The sequence below is a fragment of the Silvania sp. genome (genome assembly GCF_051656365.1).
In the GTDB taxonomy this organism is placed as follows: Bacteria; Pseudomonadota; Gammaproteobacteria; order Enterobacterales; family Enterobacteriaceae; genus Enterobacter; species Enterobacter hatchlandensis.
In genome coordinates this window covers 100,164-122,633 of sequence record NZ_JBOGBT010000039.1, presented here as the reverse complement: position 1 = coordinate 122,633, position 22,470 = coordinate 100,164, and the positions used below count along the sequence as shown (strand labels likewise).

17 protein-coding genes are annotated in these 22,470 nt (G+C 55.3%); 8 read left to right on the top strand and 9 right to left on the bottom strand.

Annotated features, from left to right (window positions below):
- From carA to ACRDD5_RS08285, 3 genes are all read left to right on the top strand, one after another.
- The coding region (gene carA / locus ACRDD5_RS08295; RefSeq protein ID WP_438676450.1) for a glutamine-hydrolyzing carbamoyl-phosphate synthase small subunit at positions 1–1,102 on the top strand (1,102 nt) is incomplete at its 5' end.
- A gap of 18 nt (positions 1,103–1,120) precedes the next feature.
- On the top strand, positions 1,121–4,345 hold the full coding sequence (carB, locus tag ACRDD5_RS08290) for a carbamoyl-phosphate synthase large subunit (protein WP_438676449.1): 3,225 nt from the start codon (positions 1,121–1,123) through the stop codon (positions 4,343–4,345).
- Between the two features lie 142 nt (positions 4,346–4,487).
- Positions 4,488–4,721 carry a YgdI/YgdR family lipoprotein gene (locus ACRDD5_RS08285; RefSeq protein WP_271282489.1) on the top strand — a complete coding sequence of 78 codons (234 nt, stop codon included), beginning with the start codon at positions 4,488–4,490 and terminating at the stop codon, positions 4,719–4,721.
- A gap of 51 nt (positions 4,722–4,772) precedes the next feature.
- On the opposite strand, the gene ACRDD5_RS08280 is transcribed toward ACRDD5_RS08285, so the two are convergent.
- On the bottom strand, positions 4,773–7,256 hold the full coding sequence (locus tag ACRDD5_RS08280; RefSeq protein ID WP_438676448.1) for an autotransporter family protein: 2,484 nt from the start codon (positions 7,254–7,256) through the stop codon (positions 4,773–4,775).
- Here ACRDD5_RS08280 and ACRDD5_RS08275 point away from each other — a divergent pair.
- The 4 genes from ACRDD5_RS08275 (at position 7,243) to folA (ending at position 10,990) form a co-directional block, all read left to right on the top strand.
- Positions 7,243–7,605 (top strand): hypothetical protein, encoded by a 363-nt coding sequence (locus ACRDD5_RS08275; protein ID WP_271282487.1) that lies wholly within the window; start codon positions 7,243–7,245, stop codon positions 7,603–7,605. The genes ACRDD5_RS08280 and ACRDD5_RS08275 overlap by 14 nt on opposite strands.
- Before the next feature lie 401 nt (positions 7,606–8,006).
- A complete protein-coding gene (kefF, locus tag ACRDD5_RS08270; RefSeq protein ID WP_271282486.1) occupies positions 8,007–8,537 on the top strand; it encodes a glutathione-regulated potassium-efflux system oxidoreductase KefF in 531 nt (176 codons plus the stop codon).
- The gene (gene kefC, locus ACRDD5_RS08265) at positions 8,530–10,395 is read left to right on the top strand and encodes a glutathione-regulated potassium-efflux system protein KefC (RefSeq protein WP_438676447.1); all 1,866 of its coding nucleotides are present in this window, start codon (positions 8,530–8,532) and stop codon (positions 10,393–10,395) included. The genes kefF and kefC overlap by 8 nt, the downstream gene beginning before the upstream one ends.
- A 115-nt stretch (positions 10,396–10,510) precedes the next feature.
- Complete coding sequence (folA, locus tag ACRDD5_RS08260; protein WP_271282484.1) at positions 10,511–10,990, top strand: type 3 dihydrofolate reductase; 480 nt, start codon at positions 10,511–10,513, stop codon at positions 10,988–10,990.
- 42 nt (positions 10,991–11,032) lie between these two features.
- Here folA and apaH read toward each other — a convergent pair whose 3' ends face one another.
- From apaH to lptD, 6 genes are read right to left on the bottom strand one after another with little or no spacing between them, the layout of a single operon-like run.
- On the bottom strand, positions 11,033–11,881 hold the full coding sequence (gene apaH / locus ACRDD5_RS08255) for a bis(5'-nucleosyl)-tetraphosphatase (symmetrical) ApaH (RefSeq protein WP_271282483.1): 849 nt from the start codon (positions 11,879–11,881) through the stop codon (positions 11,033–11,035).
- A gap of 3 nt (positions 11,882–11,884) precedes the next feature.
- Positions 11,885–12,262 (bottom strand): Co2+/Mg2+ efflux protein ApaG, encoded by a 378-nt coding sequence (apaG, locus tag ACRDD5_RS08250; RefSeq protein ID WP_271282482.1) that lies wholly within the window; start codon positions 12,260–12,262, stop codon positions 11,885–11,887.
- A 3-nt stretch (positions 12,263–12,265) separates the two neighbouring features.
- Positions 12,266–13,087, bottom strand: a complete 822-nt coding sequence (gene rsmA / locus ACRDD5_RS08245) for a 16S rRNA (adenine(1518)-N(6)/adenine(1519)-N(6))-dimethyltransferase RsmA (RefSeq protein WP_271282481.1) — start codon at positions 13,085–13,087, stop codon at positions 12,266–12,268.
- Positions 13,084–14,070 carry a 4-hydroxythreonine-4-phosphate dehydrogenase PdxA gene (gene pdxA / locus ACRDD5_RS08240; RefSeq protein ID WP_271282480.1) on the bottom strand — a complete coding sequence of 329 codons (987 nt, stop codon included), beginning with the start codon at positions 14,068–14,070 and terminating at the stop codon, positions 13,084–13,086. Before pdxA ends, rsmA begins: the two co-directional genes overlap by 4 nt.
- Entirely contained in the window at positions 14,070–15,356 is a 1,287-nt protein-coding gene (surA, locus tag ACRDD5_RS08235) for a peptidylprolyl isomerase SurA (RefSeq protein WP_271282479.1), read from the bottom strand. The genes pdxA and surA overlap by 1 nt, the downstream gene beginning before the upstream one ends.
- A 52-nt stretch (positions 15,357–15,408) precedes the next feature.
- Positions 15,409–17,757 (bottom strand): LPS assembly protein LptD, encoded by a 2,349-nt coding sequence (gene lptD / locus ACRDD5_RS08230; protein WP_438676446.1) that lies wholly within the window; start codon positions 17,755–17,757, stop codon positions 15,409–15,411.
- Positions 17,758–17,997: 240 nt separating this feature from the next.
- Here lptD and djlA point away from each other — a divergent pair, with 240 nt between their 5' ends.
- Positions 17,998–18,816 (top strand): co-chaperone DjlA, encoded by an 819-nt coding sequence (gene djlA / locus ACRDD5_RS08225; protein ID WP_271282477.1) that lies wholly within the window; start codon positions 17,998–18,000, stop codon positions 18,814–18,816.
- A 40-nt stretch (positions 18,817–18,856) separates the two neighbouring features.
- Here djlA and rluA read toward each other — a convergent pair whose 3' ends face one another.
- Positions 18,857–19,516 carry a bifunctional tRNA pseudouridine(32) synthase/23S rRNA pseudouridine(746) synthase RluA gene (rluA, locus tag ACRDD5_RS08220; protein WP_438676445.1) on the bottom strand — a complete coding sequence of 220 codons (660 nt, stop codon included), beginning with the start codon at positions 19,514–19,516 and terminating at the stop codon, positions 18,857–18,859.
- Between the two features lie 12 nt (positions 19,517–19,528).
- Entirely contained in the window at positions 19,529–22,435 is a 2,907-nt protein-coding gene (rapA, locus tag ACRDD5_RS08215) for an RNA polymerase-associated protein RapA (protein WP_438676444.1), read from the bottom strand.
- Positions 22,436–22,470: the final 35 nt, after the last annotated feature.

Here is a 22,470-nt window from a genome sequence, read left to right as displayed (position 1 = left end):
CGGTCGGGCCATAGGGGCAACAGGTTCGGCGGTTGGGGAAGTCGTTTTCAATACTTCAATGACCGGTTATCAAGAAATCCTCACTGATCCTTCCTATTCCCGCCAAATCGTCACTCTTACTTATCCCCATATTGGTAATGTCGGCACCAACGCTGCTGATGAAGAGTCCTCTCAGGTACATGCCCAAGGTCTGATTATTCGCGACCTGCCGCTGATTGCCAGCAACTACCGCAATACCGAAGACCTCTCTTCCTACCTGAAACGTCACAACATCGTGGCGATTGCCGATATCGATACCCGTAAGTTGACGCGTTTGCTGCGTGAAAAGGGCGCACAGAACGGCTGCATCATTGCCGGCGACAACCTGGATGTGGCACTGGCACAAGAAAAAGCCAAAGCCTTCCCAGGGCTGAACGGCATGGACCTGGCGAAAGAAGTGACGACGGCAGAATCCTACAGCTGGACCCAGGGGAGCTGGACGCTGGAAGGCGACCTGCCGGAAGCCAAAAAAGAAGGCGACCTGCCGTTCCACGTGGTGGCTTACGATTACGGCGCCAAACGCAACATCCTGCGTATGCTGGTTGACCGCGGCTGCCGCCTGACGGTGGTGCCTGCGAAGACGCCAGCTGACGAAGTGCTGAAGATGAACCCGGATGGGATCTTCCTCTCCAACGGCCCGGGTGACCCGGCTCCGTGCGATTACGCAATTGATGCGATTAAGACCTTCCTCGAAACCGACATTCCGGTATTCGGCATCTGTCTCGGCCATCAGCTGCTTGCGCTGGCGAGTGGGGCAAAAACCGTGAAGATGAAGTTTGGTCACCACGGTGGTAACCACCCGGTGAAAGATATCGACAACGACACGGTGATGATTACTGCACAGAACCACGGTTTTGCGGTGGATGAGGACTCAATGCCTGCCACCCTGCGCGTGACGCACAAATCACTGTTTGATGGCACCCTGCAGGGCATCCATCGCACCGATAAACCGGCGTTCAGCTTCCAGGGACACCCGGAGGCGAGCCCAGGCCCACACGATGCCGCGCCGCTGTTCGATCACTTTATCGAACTTATCGAGCAATACCGTAAGACTGCTAAATAATCAGGAGCCGAGAAGACCATGCCAAAACGTACAGACATAAAAAGCATCCTGATCCTTGGCGCTGGCCCGATCGTTATCGGCCAGGCCTGTGAATTCGACTACTCTGGTGCCCAGGCGTGTAAAGCCCTGCGTGAAGAGGGTTACCGCGTAATTCTGGTGAACTCCAACCCGGCCACCATCATGACCGACCCGGATATGGCTGATGCGACCTACATCGAGCCGATTCACTGGGAAGTGGTACGCAAAATTATTGAAAAAGAACGTCCGGATGCAGTTCTGCCGACGATGGGTGGCCAGACGGCGCTGAACTGCGCGCTGGAGCTGGAGCGTCAGGGCGTGCTGGCTGAGTTCGGCGTGACCATGATTGGCGCCACTGCCGACGCGATTGATAAAGCGGAAGACCGCCGCCGTTTTGACGTGGCAATGAAGAAAATCGGCCTCGACACCGCGCGTTCCGGTATCGCACACACCATGGAAGAAGCGCTGGCGGTTGCCGCTGACGTGGGCTATCCGTGCATCATCCGCCCTAGCTTCACCATGGGCGGCACCGGCGGCGGTATTGCGTACAACCGCGAAGAGTTCGAAGAGATTTGCGAACGTGGTCTGGATCTTTCCCCAACCAAAGAGCTGCTGATTGATGAGTCGCTGATTGGCTGGAAAGAGTACGAGATGGAAGTGGTGCGTGATAAAAACGACAACTGCATCATCGTCTGCTCTATCGAAAACTTCGACGCCATGGGTATCCACACCGGTGACTCCATCACCGTGGCACCTGCGCAGACCCTGACTGACAAAGAATATCAAATCATGCGTAACGCCTCGATGGCGGTACTGCGTGAGATTGGCGTCGAAACCGGCGGCTCTAACGTGCAGTTCTCGGTCAACCCGAAGAACGGCCGTCTGATTGTTATCGAGATGAACCCGCGCGTATCCCGTTCTTCCGCGCTGGCATCGAAAGCGACCGGCTTCCCGATTGCGAAAGTGGCGGCGAAGCTGGCGGTGGGTTACACCCTCGATGAGCTGATGAACGACATTACCGGTGGCCGCACCCCGGCCTCGTTCGAACCGTCAATTGACTACGTTGTCACCAAGATCCCTCGCTTTAACTTCGAGAAATTTGCCGGTGCGAACGACCGTCTGACCACGCAGATGAAGTCAGTCGGTGAAGTGATGGCGATTGGCCGCACCCAGCAGGAATCTCTGCAGAAAGCACTGCGCGGGCTGGAAGTGGGCGCGATGGGCTTTGACCCGAAAGTGAGCCTGGAAGACCCGGAAGCGCTGACGAAAATCCGCCGCGAGCTGAAAGACGCAGGCGCCGAGCGTATCTGGTATATCGCTGACGCGTTCCGTGCGGGCCTGTCCGTCGACGGCGTGTTCAACCTGACCAACATCGACCGCTGGTTCCTGGTACAGATTGAAGAGCTGGTGCGTCTGGAAGAGCAGGTTGCGGAAATGGGCATTACCGGCCTCGACGCGGACTTCCTGCGTATGTTGAAGCGCAAAGGCTTTGCCGATGCGCGTCTGGCGACGCTGGCTGGCGTGCGTGAATCAGAAATCCGTAAGCTGCGCGACCAGTACAACCTGCACCCGGTCTACAAACGCGTGGATACCTGTGCGGCAGAATTTGCCACCGACACCGCCTACATGTACTCCACGTACGAAGACGAGTGCGAAGCAAATCCCTCCACCGATCGCGATAAAATTATGGTACTCGGCGGCGGTCCAAACCGTATCGGCCAGGGCATCGAATTTGACTACTGCTGCGTACACGCCTCGCTGGCGCTGCGCGAAGACGGTTACGAGACCATTATGGTCAACTGTAACCCAGAGACGGTTTCGACCGACTACGACACCTCTGACCGTCTGTATTTCGAGCCGGTGACCCTGGAAGACGTGCTGGAAATCGTGCGCATCGAGAAGCCGAAGGGCGTTATCGTGCAGTACGGCGGCCAGACCCCGCTGAAGCTGGCGCGCGCGCTGGAAGCCGCAGGTGTGCCGATTATCGGTACCAGCCCGGATGCGATTGACCGTGCAGAAGACCGCGAACGTTTCCAGAAGGCGGTAGACCGTCTGAAGCTGAAACAGCCAGCCAACGCCACCGTCACCGCAATTGAAATGGCCGTTGAGAAGGCCAAAGAGATTGGTTACCCGCTGGTGGTGCGTCCGTCTTACGTGCTGGGTGGCCGCGCAATGGAAATCGTCTACGACGAAGCAGACCTGCGCCGTTACTTCCAGACCGCCGTCAGCGTCTCTAACGATGCGCCAGTGCTGCTGGACCGCTTCCTGGATGATGCGGTAGAAGTGGATGTCGATGCCATCTGCGACGGCGAAATGGTGCTGATTGGTGGCATCATGGAACACATCGAGCAGGCGGGCGTTCACTCTGGTGACTCGGCATGTTCTCTGCCTGCGTACACTCTGAGCCAGGATATTCAGGATGTGATGCGCCAGCAGGTGCAGAAACTGGCCTTCGAGCTGCAGGTGCGCGGCCTGATGAACGTCCAGTTCGCGGTGAAAGATAACGAAGTCTACCTGATTGAAGTCAACCCGCGTGCGGCGCGTACCGTGCCCTTCGTCAGTAAAGCCACCGGCGTACCGCTGGCAAAAGTGGCGGCGCGCGTGATGGCGGGCCAGACGCTGGCACAGCAGGGCGTAACCAAAGAGATTATCCCGCCGTACTACTCGGTGAAGGAAGTGGTCCTGCCGTTCAACAAATTCCCGGGCGTTGACCCGCTGTTAGGGCCAGAGATGCGCTCTACCGGGGAAGTGATGGGCGTCGGCCGCACCTTTGCAGAAGCCTTTGCTAAAGCACAGCTGGGTAGCAACTCCACCATGAAGAAACAGGGCCGTGCGCTGCTCTCCGTACGTGAAGGCGACAAAGAGCGCGTGGTGGACCTGGCGGCGAAACTGCTGAAACAGGGCTTTGAGCTGGATGCCACCCACGGTACCGCGATTGTGCTGGGCGAAGCAGGCATCAACCCGCGTCTGGTGAACAAGGTGCATGAAGGTCGTCCGCACATTCAGGACCGTATCAAGAATGGCGAATACACCTACATCATCAACACCACCGAAGGGCGTCAGGCGATTGAAGACTCCAAGCTGATCCGCCGCAGCGCGCTGCAGTACAAAGTGCACTACGACACCACCCTGAACGGCGGTTTCGCAACAGCCATGGCGCTGAATGCGGATGCTACCGAGAAGGTGATTTCGGTGCAGGAAATGCACGCGCAAATTAACAAGTAACTGTTGTAACCCGGCGGCGCAACGCGTCGCCGGGCTTTTACACCTCTCTTCAGAACCTTCTGCTTTTTCATCTCCCACCAGTCAGTTAGCCTAAAATTATCAGCGTGATAATTAAATCCAACTGAAACGCAGGGAGAACACCATGCGAAATAAACTTCTGATGACTTCAATTTTTGCTGCCGCAGCGCTGTTTACCGTTGCCGGTTGTTCCTCTAACCAGGCGGTGAAAACCACCGATGGCAAAACGATCGTCACCGACGGAAAACCGCAGATAGATGACGATACCGGACTGGTGTCCTATGAAAATGCCGAGACCGGCCAGACGGAACAGATTAACCGCGATCAGGTTAAATCGATGGGTGAACTGAAGAACTGATAAAAAAATGCAGTGGCCTGGGCCACTGCATGGGTTGTTGCGGAAGTGTGATTACCAGCGATGGTTCAGCAAAATATGACCGCCATAGGCGTCGTAGCTGTTCTCGCCCCATTCGCCGCTGGCGCGCAGCGAGATCATGGTGGTTGGATTCAGCTTACCGGTAATGCCCAGCTCCAGCTGACCACGGTCGTCCGGTGTGTCGTTGCTGAACTTCTCGCCGTTAAAGGCGATATCGTTCTGACCTGCGCCTTTTAACCAGTTGACGGCCACATAGGGTTGCCATGCCTGGACATCTTTCTGGTTAAAGTAGCTGGTTTTCACGCCCGCCCGGCCGAGAAGGGTGTCGTTATCAGGGGTGGAGATCCGTACCCCGTCGGCGTCAGTGTGATTTTCCTGGTCAAGATAGCTATACACCGCCTGAATTTGCGGTTCAATCTTCCAGGTCCTTTCGCTCTCTGAATCAACAACCCAGGCGTGACCCGCTTCCAGCGAGGCGGCAAAGCCTTTGCTGTTATAAGACTCATCGCTACGATCGTCGCTGCGCAGTGTGTTGTGATACCAGCCGAAGGAGGCCCAGCTGTCGATATAGCTGCCTTTGCGCAGCTGCTGATCTTCCTGCCAGGTGGCATAGACGCCCACGTTCACACCATCGACTTTACCCTGAGCGGAGCGATTGCTGCCCGTTGAGGTGGAGTCGGTTTTTGCCTGACCCGCACCGAACATCATCCCGCTGTGTAAAACACCGGTATCCATCTTTTTGCTGATGAAATCGCTGCCGACCTGCATTACGTACTGAGTGGTGTCGTAGCTCACTTTGCCGCCCGCCACGTCATTTTCATGATAGCGGCCTTTGACATACATCCAGGTATTGAGATCGTCTTCATCACGCAGCGTCAGCTGATCGCGATCGTCACGTTTGTGCAGGAACATGTCCTGTGCCGCCAGATAGTTACCTAAATAAGCGCCGACTTCTGGCGCAAGATTATTCGGGGCCGGTGGCGTGTTGCCGCCATCCTCATTGCCATTCGTATCTGTGCCGCTGTCGTCACTGCCGCCATCATCCGGCGTAACATTGCCGTCAGTACCGCTGTCATCGTCTGGAATGACATCAGGAATCGGGGTGGTATCGACCGATTCCAGATACCAGTTGCCGTCGCTATGCTGGTTCAGGCTATATTCCCATGCTCCTACCACGACCGGGCTGGACAACGAGAACGCTGCCGCAGAGGTACCACCCACGCTCACTACCTGCATACCATTGACGGTCTGTGCACCTGCGCCGCCGATGTTGGTGATGTTGATACCTGATCCACCCGCGCTGCTGCCGGTGATGGTCAGATGGTCGGTAGCAGAATTATCATCGGCCACCACGCTGTTCATCGAGATAAGGCTGCCGCTTGTGCCGGTGTAATCCCCGTTGATGGTGAAGTCGTTGCCCACGCTGTCATTCAGTCCGCCGATTTGCAGCATGCCGCTGTTGGTGACGTTGCCATTGATGGTATTGAGGGTTGAAGCGCTGGAGGATGCGGTCCCCTGCACGGCATTCCAGGATGCCAGGACGCCGCCGCTCAGGATATCCACGTTGGTATTGACGGTGCCTGCGCTGGCGAAGGTGGCGCCGTTATCAACCGTAAGGGTGGCGGTATTGCCCTGCGTGCCAAGCGTTGCACCTTCGGCGACCAGCGTGGTACCGCTGCTTAGAAGCGTATTGCCGGTATAGCTGTTATTGCCGGTCAGGGTCAGGATATTGGCATCCGTTTTGGTCACGCTGCCGGTGCCGGTAATGGCAGTGGCAAAGGTGGAATCTGCAGCCTGGTTAAATACCAGCGTACCGTTGTTGGTCAGCGTTCCGCTTAAGGCCCCGGTTTTCTCCCCGTTGCCCAACTGCAGGGTGGCGCTATCGGAAATCAGGGTGTTGCCAGCGTTGTTGACCGTACCTGCCAGAGTCAGCTTACCGGTATCGACCTTAAGCGAATCATCCGTACCGATAATATCCACGTTGCCGGTCAGATCCCACGCGGTACCTGACATGGTCAGGGACGCGAAACCATCGCCATCATTCAGACCAATAAAATTGCTGTCTTCGCTTCCGTTACCCAATAATGTAAGCGTATTTGAGCTGGACACGGTAGAAATAACATCGCCCACAAGCTGCGAGTCCGTATTAAGTGTTAGCGTGTTTTTCTTGTCACTACTGAAGGTTATTGCGCTCCCGGAGCCTTTAATGACACCGGTATTGATGATATTCACTTTGGTTTTATCGGCAACTAAAATACCGTTAGTGTTACCTTCAATCGTGCCGATATTTGTCAGGCTGCTACCGCCTGTGCTCAGGAATTCGATACTATTACCCTGGTTACCCTTAACGACACCATCGTTTTCAAGGGTAATGCCTTCATTGGTGGTTATCGCCGTTTTACCTTCGATATGACCTGAGGTGTTATTGGTTATAATTATTCCGGAAATATTTTCACCAACCTGAATTCCATATTCAGAGCCGATAACCTTTCCGGCATTGGTAATGTTTCCTGCCATCTCCTCAACTGTGATCGCATTTGCGGCAGTGGATTCGATGGTTGCACCTTGGTTGTTATCAACAAGGAGGTTTTGTCCACCGGTACTGATCAGAAGCCCATCACCAGCACCGGTAATGGTACCTCGGTTTTCAACGTTTGTTACCACACTGTTCTCGAGCGTTACTGAAGGTGCCGTTGTTGCTGGAGAAATAATGACATTATCATTAATCGTATATGTCGTATCGCTGGAGAAAATTTGCGCTTCTGAAGTTGATTCTTCAATTGTTCCTGCATTAACTATTAACGGCGTAAATACAAATAACGCTGGAAATATTTTCCCTAACGACGTTGTTATTGAATTTAACTGAGGAGATTTGTTTTTCATTGCCACGTCCATTTGTGATTAAAAACGAAGATGTATTTTAAAGATAAGGGTATTTTTTTTGTAAATGCATGTTTTAAAAAGAAAAACCATATAATAAAACTCAGATTATTCACTCTTAACAGGTTTATGTATATTTATTAATTTTAAACCGTGATTTTATTATTAATTAAATGCTTTGTTATTAATATTGTTTTTATTAAAATGATCTATATTTTGTATATTATATTCTAGGATTATTAAATTAATTTCCGAAGTAGATTCCAGCAAGGACACGTTTGGCGATCCTTGCGCTATACCCGGTGAAAGGGCGGAACCCCTTCAAACGCCTTCCTTTCCTGACTACACTGACAGCTACAATAAGAACGCAGTCAAACCAGGTTAATCATGATACTCATCATTTACGCCCATCCTTATCCGCATCACTCCCATGCGAATAAGCGGATGCTTGAACAGGCAAGGTCAGTTGAAGGGGTGGAAATCCGCTCTCTCTATCAGCTATACCCTGATTTCAATATTGATGTCGCAGCCGAACAGGCGGCCCTGGCAAGGGCAGATCTCATCATCTGGCAACACCCTATGCAGTGGTATAGCGCGCCTCCTTTGCTCAAACTCTGGATCGATAAAGTGTTCTCTCACGGTTGGGCCTATGGGCACAACGGTAAAGCCCTGCAGGGAAAAAGCCTGCTGTGGGCCGTGACCACCGGGGGCGGTGAGCAACATTTTAACATCGGCTCCCATCCCGGCTTTGAGATACTGGCGCAGCCGCTGCAGGCCACAGCCCTGTACTGCGGGCTGAACTGGCTCCCGCCGTTTGCGATGCACTGTACCTTTGTCTGTGACGACGAGACCCTGCAGGCGCAGGCCCGTCACTACAAACAACGTTTACTCGACTGGCAGGAGGCGCATCATGGATAGCCACACGTTGATACAGGCGCTTATTTATCTGGGGGCTGCGGCGCTGGTTGTGCCTATTGCCGTCCGGCTGGGATTAGGGTCTGTACTGGGGTATCTGATTGCCGGGTGTGTGATTGGGCCCTGGGGATTACGGCTGGTCACCGATGCTGAGGCCATTTTGCATTTTGCCGAAATCGGCGTGGTGCTGATGCTGTTTGTTATCGGGCTTGAGTTAGATCCGCGTCGCCTGTGGAAACTGCGGGCGTCTGTGTTTGGCGGCGGAGCGTTGCAGATGCTGGCCTGTGGTCTGCTGCTGGGCGGGTTTTGCATACTGCTGGGGATGGACTGGAAGGTGGCGGAGCTGATCGGTATGACGCTGGCGCTCTCCTCCACCGCCATCGCCATGCAGGCGATGAACGAGCGTAATCTCACGGTTTCGCAGCTGGGGCGCAGTACCTTTTCGGTCCTGCTGTTCCAGGATATCGCAGCGATTCCGCTGGTGGCGATGATCCCGCTGTTGGCTGCCTCGGGAGCGTCCACTACCCTTGGCGCCTTTGCCCTCTCGGCATTAAAAGTTGCCGGGGCGCTGACCCTGGTGGTACTGCTCGGGCGTTACGTCAGCCGACCGCTGCTGCGGTTTGTGGCGCGCTCTGGCCTGCGGGAAGTGTTCAGCGCCGTGGCCCTGTTCCTGGTCTTTGGCTTCGGGCTGATGCTGGAAGAGGCGGGGCTTTCAATGGCGATGGGGGCTTTTCTGGCAGGCGTTCTGCTGGCAAGTTCGGAATACCGTCATGCGCTGGAGAGCGATATCGAGCCTTTTAAGGGGCTGCTGCTGGGGCTGTTTTTCATTGGCGTCGGCATGTCGGTCGACTTTGGAACCCTGGTGACCCATCCGCTGCGCATCGCAACCCTGCTGGTGGGTTTCCTGGTCATCAAAATGGTAATGCTCTGGCTGGTCGCGCGTCCGCTGAAGGTCCCTAATAAACAGCGCCGCTGGTTTGCCGTGCTGCTGGGGCAGGGGAGCGAATTCGCCTTTGTGGTGTTTGGGGCTGCAAATATGGCGAACGTGCTGGATCCCGAGTGGGCCAAAGCGCTGACGCTGGCGGTCGCGCTGTCGATGGCGGCGACGCCCTTACTGCTGGTGATCCTGAGTCGCCTTGAGGCGAAGGACAGTGGTCAGGAGCGTGAAGCGGATGAGATTGACGAAGAGCAGCCGCGGGTGATTATTGCCGGGTTTGGCCGCTTCGGGCAGATCGCGGGCCGTCTGTTACTCTCCAGCGGGGTGAAAATGGTCATTCTCGATCATGATCCTGACCACGTCGAAACGCTGCGCAAGTTCGATATGAAAGTGTTCTATGGTGATGCCACCCGCGTCGATCTGCTGGAATCCGCTGGGGCACACAAGGCGGAAGTGTTGATCAATGCGATTGACGATCCGCAGGCGAGTCTGCAGCTGGCAGAGCTAGTGCTGGCACATTTCCCGCATCTGAAAATTATCTCCCGCGCCCGCGATGTCGATCATTACATCAAGCTGCGTCAGGCGGGCATCGAGACCGCAGAGCGTGAAACCTTCGAGGGTGCGCTTAAATCAGGGCGTCTGGCGCTGGAAAGTCTCGGACTTGGCGCGTATGAGGCCCGGGAACGTGCGGATCTGTTCCGCCGGTTTAATACTGAGATGGTCGAAGAGATGGTCGAGCTGACGGAAAACGATGCTTCGTCGCGCGCGGCAGTCGTCAAACGCACCAGCGCGATGCTGACCGAGATCATCAATGAAGATCGTAATCATCTGTCTCTGACCCAGCGTCATGGCTGGCAAGGAACGGAAGAGGGCAAGCATACCGGGGATCCGCAGGATGAGCCGGAGAGTAAACCTTTAGCGTGAAGCGGGGTTGCCAGCAAATATAAAATATTTCCGCTTCTTTACTCCGCCGCCAGTCGACGAAAGATTACGCTTTCCGTATAGTGGCGGCAATTTTTTTGCATCCGGGAATTAATCAATGATCAGTCTGATTGCGGCGTTAGCGATAGATCGCGTGATTGGTATGGAGAACGCCATGCCGTGGGATCTGCCTGCCGATCTCGCATGGTTTAAACGTACAACGTTGAACAAGCCGGTAGTAATGGGCCGCCTGACCTGGGAGTCAATCGGGCGACCGTTGCCGGGGCGTAAAAACATCGTATTAAGCAGCCAGCCGGGCACTGACGATCGTGTCGAATGGGTTAAGTCTGTCGAAGAAGCCATTGCTGCATGCGGTGATGCCGAAGAAGTGATGGTGATTGGCGGCGGTCGAGTTTATGAGCAGTTCCTGCCAAAAGCCCAGAAGTTGTATCTGACGCACATTGATGCCGAAGTGGAAGGGGATACCCATTTCCCGGACTACGATCCGGACCAGTGGGAGTCGGTCTTCAGCGAATTCCATGATGCGGATGCGCAAAATTCGCACAGCTACTGCTTCGAGATCCTTGAACGCCGCTAATCCTTATTGCACCTTTCCCATCGGGAAAGGTGCAGCTCTCTGCTACGAGGCTACTGCTTCATCCTCGCCTAAATCCAACCGCCGGTTCGAAGGCTGAATAAAGTACGCTTTATCTTCCCAACGCAGGCAGGTGAGATCGCCCCCCCAGCAGCAGCCGGTATCCAGCCCATAGATGCCCTCAGGGGTACCTTTGCCTTCCAGCGATGCCCAGTGGCCAAAGATCACGCTGTAATGGTCCGTTACTGGCCCAGGGATCGCAAACCACGGCTTGAGCGGCGTTGGCGCATTTTCCGGCACGTCCTTGCAGTACATATCCAGCTGGCCGTTCGGGAAGCAGTAACGCATGCGGGTAAAGGCGTTAGAGATGAAACGCAGGCGCGCAACGCCGCTGAGTTCCAGGCTCCAGTTATTGGGCATGTCGCCATACATTGCATCAAGGAAGAAGGGATACGAGTCGCTGGCCAGCACCGCTTCCACATCGCGTGCGCACTCTTTTGCGGTATCCAGATCCCACTGCGGGGTAATGCCCGCGTGTGCCATCACCAGTTTCTTCTCTTCATCGACCTGCAGCAGCGGCTGACGGCGTAACCAGTTAATCAGTTCATCGGCATCGGGCGCGTCCAGTAACGGCGTGATCCGGTCTTTAGGTTTGTTACGGCTGATACCCGCAAAAACGGCCAGCAGATGCAGGTCATGGTTGCCGAGGACAACCCGAACGCTATCGCCCAGCGACTTCACGTAGCGCAATACTTCCAGCGAGCCAGGGCCACGCGCGACGAGATCGCCCGTCAGCCACAATGTGTCAGTACCCGGGGTAAAATCCACCTGCTTTAACAACGCGATCAGTTCATCGTAGCAACCGTGAACGTCACCAATGAGATATGTAGACATATTTTAGTGAATGAGTGTTGGAACAGCCAGACGGAATACAGGAATGGCAATGCGGAACGCATTGCCGTCGGTATCGACCATTTCATAATGGCCTTGCATGGTACCCAGCGGCGTTTCGATTACTGCACCGCTGGTGTACTGATATTCTTCGCCGGGCTCGATGTGCGGTTGTTCACCGACGACACCTTCGCCCTGCACTTCGATTTCGCGGCCATTGCCGTTGGTAATAAGCCAATAGCGCCCAAGCAGTTGCACAGGCATCCGCCCCAGATTGCGAATGGTAACAGTGTAAGCAAAGACAAAGCGTTCTTCATCCGGTGTGGACTGGGATTCAACATAGATGCTTTGTACATGAACACATACGCGGGGCGAATCAATCATGGCTTAGCTCTCCTTCGGCGGCGCATTTTCGCTGATGTAATTAGCCAGCTTGCAGTACTGCTCTACGGAAATGTTCTCCGCACGCATGGCCGGGTCGATCCCCAGCTCAGCTAAAACCTCAACGGTAAACGAATTGCTCAGGCTGTTACGAATCGTTTTACGGCGCTGGTTAAACGCTTCTGTGGTGATACGGCTCAATACGCGCAATTCTTTGACCGGATACGGCATCGTTTTATGCGGTACAAGACGCACAACCGCAGAATCCACTTTTGGCGGCGGCGTGAACGCGGTTGGCGGCACTTCAAGCACCGGGATCACGTTGCAGAAATATTGAGCCATTACGCTCAATCGACCATACGCTTTACTGTTTGGGCCTGCAACCAGTCGGTTAACAACCTCTTTTTGCAACATGAAGTGCATGTCGGCAATGGCATCAGTATAGCTAAACAGGTGGAACATCAGCGGCGTGGAGATGTTATACGGCAGGTTACCGAACACGCGCAGTGGCTGACCCAGTTTCTCCGACAGCTCGCCGAAGTTCATGGTCATCGCATCCTGCTGATAAATGGTCAGCTTTGGCCCGAGGAACGGATGCGTCTGCAGACGGGCTGCCAGATCGCGGTCCAGTTCGATGACGGTCAGTTCATCCAGACGTTCACCTACCGGTTCGGTCAGTGCGGCCAGACCTGGACCGATCTCGACCATTGCCTGGCCTTTTTGTGGATTGATAGCCGAAACAATACTTTCGATCACGAACTGATCGTTGAGGAAGTTTTGCCCGAAACGTTTACGGGCTAAATGGCCCTGATGGACGCGATTATTCATTGAGTATTAACAATCATTTTGATGGCGAGATTAAGCGCCGTAATAAAACTGCCGACATCTGCTTTCCCCTGGCCTGCTAAATCGAGCGCAGTACCATGGTCAACAGACGTGCGAATAAAGGGTAAACCGAGGGTGATGTTCACGCCGCGGCCAAAGCCCTGGTATTTTAGCACGGGAAGGCCCTGATCGTGGTACATCGCCAGCACGGCGTCAGCATTCCCAAGATATTTCGGTTGGAACAGGGTATCGGCAGGCAAGGGGCCGCTAAGGTTCATCCCCTGCGCCCGCAGCGCGTCCAGTACCGGAATGATGGTGTCGATCTCTTCCATGCCCATGTGTCCGCCTTCCCCTGCATGTGGATTCAGGCCACACACCAGCACGTGCGGATCATTGATACCGAACTTCGTGCGCAGATCGTGATGCAGGATTGTAATGACTTCATGCAGCAAGTCCGGGGTGATGGCATCAGCGACGGCTTTGATCGGCAGATGAGTCGTGGCCAGCGCGACCCGTAGCTCCTCAGTCGCCAGCATCATCACCACTTTCGGGCTGTGCGAGCGTTCTTCAAAAAACTCGGTATGACCGGTAAAGGCCACGCCCGCATCGTTGATCACCCCTTTATGAACCGGCCCGGTAATCAGCGCAGCAAATTCGCCGCTCAGGCAACCATCGCAGGCGCGCGCCAGCGTATCCACCACGTAATGACCGTTCCCGGTGCTGAGCTGGCCAGGGATAACCGGCGCACGTAGCGGAACGGGCAGCAGCGTGAGCGTACCGGCCTGCTGCGGAAGGGGGGCGTTGTCCGCGTGATAAGGCAATAGCGTAAGCGGCAAATTGAGCAGCTTCGCCCGTGCTTCGAGCACGCTGGCATCCGCGCAGATCACCAGTTCGACCGGCCAGCTGCGCTGGGCAAGCTGGACGACCAAATCAGGACCAATCCCGGCGGGTTCGCCGGGCGTGATGACAACACGATGCGGTTGCATTACTTGCTCAGAACTTTGACGTAGGCGCTGGCGCGTTGTTCTTGCATCCAGGTCGCGGCTTCTTCAGAGAACTTACGATTGAACAGCATACGGTACGCGCGGTCTTTTTGTGCCGCATCGGTTTTGTCCACATTGCGGGTGTCCAGCAGCTCAATCAGGTGCCAGCCGAAGGTGGAGTGAACCGGGGCGCTCAGCTGACCTTTGTTCATCTTCATTAATGCATCGCGGAAGGCCGGATCGTAAATATCCGCTGCCGCCCAGCCCAGATCGCCGCCCTGATTGGCAGATCCTGGATCCTGAGAGAACTCTTTCGCGGCGTTCACAAAGGAGGTTTTACCGCTGCGAATATCGGCGGCAATCTGCTCCAGTTTGGTACGCGCCTGGGTATCAGACATGATCGGGGAGGTTTTCAGCAGAATGTGGCGAGCGTGGACTTCGGTGACGGAGATGCTCTGGCTCTGGCCGCGCAAATCGTTCACTTTCAGCACATGGAAACCCACGCCGGAACGGATCGGCCCGACGATATCGCCTTTCTTCGCCGTGCTCAGCGCCTGAGCAAAGATAGAAGGCAGTTCCTGAATACGTCCCCAGCCCATCTGGCCGCCTTTCAGCGCCTGCTGGTCAGCAGAATAGGTGATTGCCAGTTTGCCGAAGTCATCACCGTTACGTGCCTGTTCAACGATAGAACGCGCCTGGCTTTCTGCGTCAGCCACCTGGTCGGAAGACGGGTTTTCCGGCAGTGGAATCAGAATGTGGCTCAGGTTGAGTTCGGTGCTGGCATCGTTCTGGTTGCCGACCTGTTTGGCCAGCGACTCCACTTCCTGCGGCAGGATAGTGACGCGACGACGCACTTCGTTGTTACGCACTTCAGAAATCAGCATCTCTTTGCGGATCTGATTGCGATAGGTTGAATTGCTGATGCCGTCATAGGCCAGACGGCTGCGCATCTGGTCGGCGGACATGTTGTTCTGTTTTGCAATGTTGGCGATTGCCTGATCGAGCTGCTCATCAGAGATCTTCACACCCATTTTCTGACCCATTTGCAGCACGATCTGATCCATGATCAGACGTTCAAGGATCTGATGACGCAGTGTGGCATCATCCGGAAGTTGCTGACCTGCCTGACCCGCGTTGAGCTTCACAGACTGCATCAAACCATCAACGTCGCTCTCAAGTACCACACCGTTGTTCACAACGGCAGCGACTTTGTCGACAACCTGTGGGGCCGCGAAGCTGGTATTCGCAACCATAGCGATACCGAGCAGCAGCGTTTTCCAGTTCTTCATACTTTTTCCATATCAATTACCGCAATTGCGGATTACGTTTCAATTCAAAACATCACAACGAATTTTGGTACGGCAGAATATTCGACCGCAGCATCTGCTGTGTACCCAGACCGTAGTTAGAGCTCAGGCCGCGCAGCTCAATGTTAAAGCCGATAACTTTATCGTATTCGCTTTGCGCTCGGGTGTTATCCCAACCGTTCAGCTTACGTTCGTAGCCAACGCGGATAGCGTAACAGCATGAGCTGTACTGCAGACCCACCATTTGATCCGCCGGTTTGCTGGTATTGGTGTCGAAGTAATAGGCACCCACAACGGACCAGCGGTCAGCAATCGGCCAGCTTGCGGTACCGCCAACCTGCGAAATGCCCTCTTTATACTGCTCGGCAGACGCATAGTTAGGCAATGTCGCCTGGATGTATTCCGGGCTGGCGTAGCGGTAGCTCAGCTGCAGCAGGCGGTCTTCATCACGACGATACTCGAGGGTACCACTGCCGGTGGCAACGTTGTTCAGACGCGTATCGTACTGCACGCCGCCGCGCAGGCCCCAACGATCGGTCATGCGCCAGTAAGTATCTCCGGCCCAGACCAGTGCCCCTTTTTTGTCGTCCTGCTCCCATTGGATATTGTCATCACCGGTACGTGCTTCGGTGAAATAGTAGATTTGACCAACAGAAGCATTAAAACGTTCAATTGCCGCGTCATCATAAACGCGAGTTGTGACCCCGGTCGTGACCTGGTTAGCCGACGCGATACGGTCCAGACCGCCGTAAGTACGGTCGCGGAACAGGCCGCTGTAGTCCGATTGCAGGAACGCAGAGTCGTAGTTCTGGATATTGCTCTGATCGCGATACGGCACATACAGATACTGGGCGCGCGGCTCCAGCGTCTGGGTATAGCCTTCGCTCCAGTTCATGTCGCGTTCGAAGATCAGCTTGCCGTCCATTTTAAACTGCGGCAGCGTACGGTTAACGGAGTCTTCCAGATTAGTGCCGTTAGTGGCGTTGTACTTCTCCAGATTGTCCTGCTGATAGTGCGTCGCCATCAGCTTCACTTCGGTGTCAAGGCTGGCCCAGTTGTTTGACACAGGCAGGTTGATCGCCGGCTCCAGGTGCAGGCGGGTAGATTCTGGCATATCGCTGTTAGTGTTGACGAAATGCACCGCCTGGGCGTAGACGCGGGTATCAAATGGCCCAACGTTATTCTGGTACCAGTTAACGTCCAGCTGCGGTTCAGCGGCGTAAGTGCTGGTACTTTGGGTGCTGAACACCTGGAACTGTTTGGTTGACACCGTGGCGTCAAAGTTCTCTATCGCATAGCCTACGCTAAATTTCTGCGTGGCATAACCGTCGGTGCTGGAGCCGTATTTCGACGAGAAATCGTTGAAATAATTCGGATCGCTGACCTTGGTATAGTCAATATTGAAACGCCACACCTGATCCATCACCCCGGCGTGCTGCCAGTAGTACAGCCAGCGGTGGCGATCGCCCTCGGTCGGATGCTCATCTTCATAGACTTTATCCGAGGGCAGATAGTCCAGTTCCATCAGACCTGAACCGGCCTGTGTCAGATAGCGGAACTCGTTTTCCCACATGATGTTGCCGCGTTTGTGGATATAGTGCGGCGTGATCGTGGCGTCCATATTGGGCGCGATGTTCCAGTAGTACGGCAGGTAGAATTCGAAATAATTGCTGGTACTGTACTGGGCATTCGGGATCAAAAAGCCCGAGCGACGTTTATCACCCACCGGCAGCTGCAGGTAAGGGCTGTAGAAGACCGGCACCGGGCCGAGCTTAAAGCGAGCGTTCCAGATCTCAGCAACCTGCTCTTCGCGGTCGTGGATCACTTCGCTGCCGACCACGCTCCAGGTATCAGAGCCTGGCAGACAGGAAGTAAAGGTGCCGTTCTCGAGAATGGTATAGCGGTTTTCGCCGCGCTGCTTCATCAGATCGGCTTTACCGCGGCCCTGGCGTCCGACCATCTGGTAATCGCCTTCCCAGACGTTGGTATCTTTAGTATTCAGATTCGACCAGGCTTTCGGACCTTTCAGAATGACCTGATTATCGTCATAGTGCACATTACCGAGCGCATCCACCGTACGTACCGGCTCAGCCTTGCCTTCTGGCTGCTTCTGATGCAGCTGAACTTCATCGGCCAGCAGACGGCTGTTACCCTGGTTAATATCCACATTGCCGCTAAACACCGCATCGTCAGGATAGTTACCTTTCGCATTATCAGCGGTAATGGTGACCGGCAGCGTGTTCGTATCACCCTGAACCAGCGGGCGATCGTAGCTGGGGACGCCCAGCATACATTGCGAGGCAAGATCGGCCGCCAGCCCTTGTTGACTGTACAAGGCTGCAGCTATCATCGTGGCCAGGAGGGTGGGGATACGTTTTTTCATACGTTTTATTTATTGTTCCGTCATCAGTGGCTTATCGCTGGCAAACGGTCAGAGACTATCTTACTCATCATCGCAGTGCCAGCGTTAATCCTGCCCGTAAGCGAGCAGTGGGGATAGGCTCGCTATTGAATGACGAGTATGATAATGCAAATTATAGGCGATGTCCTTCAATTGACCGTGGCTCGACCACCGGAATGATGGCGTTGTGCGGGATCAAATACATCACCATTTGGGGAGTATATGCAGTATTGGGGAAAAATTATCGGCGTGGCCTTCGCTTTACTGATGGGCGCGGGTTTCTGGGGCATCGTTCTGGGGCTGATTATCGGCCATATGTTTGATAAAGCGCGAAGTCGTAAGATGGCGTGGTTTGCCAATCAACGCGAACGACAGGCACTTTTTTTTGCCACCACCTTTGAAGTGATGGGCCATCTGACCAAATCGAAAGGGCGGGTGACGGAGGCGGACATCCACATAGCCAGCCAGTTTATGGATCGCTTGAGTCTGCACGGGGACTCCCGGGCGGCGGCACAGCACGCTTTTCGGATCGGCAAGGCGGATAACTATCCCCTGCGCGAAAAAATGCGTCAGTTTCGTGGCATCTGCTTCGGTCGTTCGGACTTAATTCGGATGTTTCTGGAAATTCAGATTCAGGCTGCGTTCGCTGACGGCTCGTTACACCCTAACGAACGTGAGGTGCTGTACGTCATAGCCGAAGAGCTGGGCATCTCCCGCAACCAGTTCGATCAGTTCCTGCGGATGATGCAGGGCGGGGCGCATTTTGGTGGTGGCTATCAGCAACAGCAGGCGGGCGGCGGCGGTTGGCAGCAGGCGCAGCGGGGACCGACGCTGGAAGATGCCTGTAACGTGCTGGGCGTTAAGCCCACTGATGATGCGACGACCATTAAGCGCGCCTACCGCAAGCTGATGAGCGAACACCATCCGGATAAGCTGGTGGCGAAAGGTTTACCGCCAGAAATGATGGAGATGGCGAAGCAGAAAGCGCAGGAAATTCAGAAAGCGTACGAACTGATTAAAGAGCAGAAAGGCTTTAAGTAAGGATGAAAGCCCGGCAGGCAAAGCGCTGCCGGGCAACTCGTCAAAAATCCACCGGGGCCTTGAAGGTCATCGGCGTGCCATATTCAGGATGGGTAATGGTCAGCATCTCAGCGTGCAGCTGCAGGCGCGGGGCCATCGCCAGCGCCTCCGGTGAGGCATAAAAGCGGTCACCCAGAATCGGATGCCCTAACGCCAGCATATGCACACGCAGCTGGTGCGAGCGGCCGGTAATCGGTTTTAACCGCACCCGCGCGCTATTGTCCTGCGCGTACTCCAGCACTTCATACTCGGTTTGCGCCGCTTTACCGGTCTCGTAGCACACCATCTGCTTCGGGCGGTTCGGCCAGTCGCAGATCAGCGGCAGATCAACCAGCCCTTCGGCTGGTTGGGGATGACCCCAGACCCGTGCCACGTACTGTTTCTTCGTCTCTCGCTCGCGAAACTGGCGCTTAAGTTCACGCTCAGCCGCCTTGGTCAACGCCACCACAATCACACCGCTGGTCGCCATGTCCAGACGGTGGACGGACTCCGCCTGCGGGTGATCGCGCTGAATACGCGTCATCACGCTGTCTTTGTGCTCATCCAGCCTGCCGGGCACGGACAACAAGCCGCTCGGCTTGTTGACCACCATAATATGTTCATCCTGATACAGAATGACCAGCCACGGATCCTGCGGGGGATTGTAGGGTTCCATTACCATTTTGCGCCTCGCTTACTGATGCGTCACAACGATGAGGCGCAGCGCATCCAGACGCCAGCCCGCCTCGTCCAGGCTTTCGAGCACCTGCTGACGATTGCTTTCGATCGCCGCCAGCTCGTCGTCACGGATGTTCGGGTTTACCGCTCTCAGCGCTTCCAGACGAGATAGCTCGGCTGACAGTTTTTCATCAGCTTCACTGCGTGCGGCATCAATTAATACGCGAGCCGCTTTCTCAATCTGCGTTTCACCCTGTTGCAGAATGGCATAAACTTCCTGCTGAACGGCGTTCACCAGCTTACTGCCAGTATGACGGTTAACCGCACTGAGCTGACGGTTAAAGCTTTCAAACTCAACCTGCGCCGCGAGGTTGGTACCGTTCTTATCCAGCAGCAAACGCACCGGCGTGGCGGGCAGGAAGCGGTTAAGCTGCAGCTGTTTCGGCGCCTGGGCTTCCACAACGTAAATCAGCTCGAGCAGCAGCGTGCCCACCGGCAAGGCTTTGTTCTTCAATAGCGAAATAGTGCTGCTGCCGGTATCGCCGGAGAGGATCAGATCCAGGCCGTTACGAATCAACGGGTGTTCCCAGGTAATGAACTGGGCATCTTCGCGAGACAGGGCCACATCACGTTCAAAGGTGATGGTGCAGCCATCCTCCGGCAGGCCAGGGAAGTCTGGCACCAGCATATGATCGGACGGGGTGAGCACAATCATGTTCTCCCCGCGATCGTCCTGGTTAATACCGACGATATCGAACAGGTTCATGGCAAAGCTGATCAGGCTGGTATCGTCATCCTGCTCTTCGATGCTTTCGGCCAGGGCCTGCGCTTTTTCACCGCCGTTAGAGTGGATCTCCAGCAGACGATCCCGGCCCTGTTCCAGCTGAACTTTCAGTGCGTCGTGCTGTTCACGACAGACTTTGATCAGATCGTCAAAGCCGTCGGTGATTTCCGGCGATGCGAGGAAGGCTGTCAGCTCGCTATGGACGTTGTCGTAAATGGTGCGACCGGTCGGGCAGGTATGTTCAAACGCATCCAGCCCTTCGTGGAACCAACGCACCAGCACTGACTGGGCCGTTTTTTCCAGATACGGCACATGGATTTGGATATCGTGCGCCTGGCCAATACGGTCCAGACGACCAATACGCTGCTCCAACAGATCCGGGTTGAACGGCAGGTCGAACATCACCAGACGGCTGGCGAACTGGAAGTTACGCCCTTCGGAACCGATTTCGGAACACAGCAGAACCTGTGCGCCGCTGTCTTCTTCGGAGAACCAGGCCGCTGCGCGGTCGCGCTCAATGATCGACATCCCTTCATGGAACACCGCGGCGCGAATGCCTTCCCGCTCGCGCAGAACCTGCTCAAGCTGTAGGGCTGTGGTGGCTTTGGCGCAAATGACCAGCACTTTCTGGGAGCGATTCGCGGTGAGGTAGCCCATCAGCCATTCAACGCGCGGATCGAAGTTCCACCAGGTGCCGCTGTCGCCTTCAAATTCCTGGTAAATCTGTTCCGGATAGAGCATATCGCGGGCGCGCTCTTCCGCCGTTTTGCGTGCGCCCATGATGCCAGAGACTTTGATCGCGGTCTGGTACTGGGTTGGCAGCGGCAGACGGATGGTGTGCAGCTCGCGTTTCGGGAAACCTTTTACCCCGTTACGGGTGTTACGGAACAGGACGCGGCTGGTGCCGTGACGGTCCATTAGCATCGAGACCAGCTCCTGACGCGCGGCTTCAGCGCCGTCACGGTCGCTGTTGGCGGCCTGCAGTAAGGGCTCGATATCCTGTTCGCCAATCAGATCGCTCAGGGTATTGAGCTCGTCGTTGGACAGATGCTTGCCCGCCAGCAGCAGGGCAACGGCATCGGCCACCGGGCGATAATTTTTCTGCTCTTCAACAAACTGCGCGAAGTCGTGGAAGCGGCTCGGATCGAGCAGGCGCAGACGCGCAAAGTGGCTTTCCAGACCCAGCTGCTCCGGCGTTGCGGTCAGCAGCAGGATCCCCGGCACGCGCTCGGCCAGCTGTTCAATCGCCATATACTCACGGCTTGGCGCCTCTTCGCTCCACACCAGATGGTGCGCTTCATCGACCACCATGATGTCCCATTCGGCATCACACAGGTGTTCGAGGCGCTGCTTGCTGCGGCGGACAAAGTCCAGGGAGCAGATTACCAGCTGTTCGGTTTCGAACGGATTATCGGCATCGTGCTGGGCTTCGGCATAGCGCTCATCGTCGAACAGGGAGAAGCGCAGGTTAAAGCGGCGCAGCATCTCCACCAGCCACTGGTGCTGCAGGGTTTCCGGCACCACGATCAGCACACGTTCGGCCGCGCCCGCGAGCAGCTGCTGATGCAGAATCATGCCCGCTTCGATGGTTTTACCTAAACCCACTTCATCGGCCAGCAGGACACGCGGCGCATGGCGACGGCCGACATCATGGGCAATGTTGAGCTGGTGAGGGATCAGGCTGGTGCGCTGACCGCGCAGGCCGCTCCACGGCATTCGGTACTGTTCGCTCTGGAATTTACGCGCGCGATAGCGCAGCGAGAAGCGATCCATACGGTCAATCTGACCGGCAAACAGGCGATCCTGTGGCTTGCTGAACACCAGTTTGCTGTCGAGCAGTACTTCGCGCAGCATCACATCGGTCTCGTCGGTATCGAGACGCGTGCCGATATAGGCCAGCAGTCCGTTCTCTTCTTTTACGTCTTCAATCTTCAGCTGCCAGCCTTCATGGCTGGTAACGGTGTCGCCCGGGTTGAACATCACGCGGGTGACAGGGGAGTCATTGCGAGAATACAGACGGTTTTCACCGGTTGCGGAGAAAAGGAAAGTGACCATCCGCGCATCCAGCGCCACTACCGTTCCTAATCCAAGTTCGCTTTCTGTATCGCTGATCCAGCGTTGACCAAGTGTAAAAGGCATATTTGTTCGGCTCTAATCTTTAATTGCAGGCAATA

Excerpts from the sequence above, each read along its gene's own strand:
- carB (WP_438676449.1), top strand. The coding sequence starts at position 1,121 with ATGCCAAAACGTACAGACATAAAAAGCATCCTGATCCTTGGCGCTGGC.
- apaG (WP_271282482.1), bottom strand. The coding sequence starts at position 12,262 with ATGATTGATTCGCCCCGCGTATGTGTTCATGTACAAAGCATCTATGTT.
- lptD (WP_438676446.1), bottom strand. The coding sequence starts at position 17,757 with ATGAAAAAACGTATCCCCACCCTCCTGGCCACGATGATAGCTGCAGCC.
- djlA (WP_271282477.1), top strand. The coding sequence starts at position 17,998 with ATGCAGTATTGGGGAAAAATTATCGGCGTGGCCTTCGCTTTACTGATG.
- rapA (WP_438676444.1), bottom strand. The coding sequence starts at position 22,435 with ATGCCTTTTACACTTGGTCAACGCTGGATCAGCGATACAGAAAGCGAA.
- surA (WP_271282479.1), bottom strand. The coding sequence starts at position 15,356 with ATGAAGAACTGGAAAACGCTGCTGCTCGGTATCGCTATGGTTGCGAAT.
- folA (WP_271282484.1), top strand. The coding sequence starts at position 10,511 with ATGATCAGTCTGATTGCGGCGTTAGCGATAGATCGCGTGATTGGTATG.
- ACRDD5_RS08285 (WP_271282489.1), top strand. The coding sequence starts at position 4,488 with ATGCGAAATAAACTTCTGATGACTTCAATTTTTGCTGCCGCAGCGCTG.
- rsmA (WP_271282481.1), bottom strand. The coding sequence starts at position 13,087 with ATGAATAATCGCGTCCATCAGGGCCATTTAGCCCGTAAACGTTTCGGG.
- kefF (WP_271282486.1), top strand. The coding sequence starts at position 8,007 with ATGATACTCATCATTTACGCCCATCCTTATCCGCATCACTCCCATGCG.
- ACRDD5_RS08280 (WP_438676448.1), bottom strand. The coding sequence starts at position 7,256 with ATGGCAGGAAACATTACCAATGCCGGAAAGGTTATCGGCTCTGAATAT.
- apaH (WP_271282483.1), bottom strand. The coding sequence starts at position 11,881 with ATGTCTACATATCTCATTGGTGACGTTCACGGTTGCTACGATGAACTG.
- kefC (WP_438676447.1), top strand. The coding sequence starts at position 8,530 with ATGGATAGCCACACGTTGATACAGGCGCTTATTTATCTGGGGGCTGCG.
- pdxA (WP_271282480.1), bottom strand. The coding sequence starts at position 14,070 with ATGCAACCGCATCGTGTTGTCATCACGCCCGGCGAACCCGCCGGGATT.
- ACRDD5_RS08275 (WP_271282487.1), top strand. The coding sequence starts at position 7,243 with ATGTTTCCTGCCATCTCCTCAACTGTGATCGCATTTGCGGCAGTGGAT.
- rluA (WP_438676445.1), bottom strand. The coding sequence starts at position 19,516 with ATGGTAATGGAACCCTACAATCCCCCGCAGGATCCGTGGCTGGTCATT.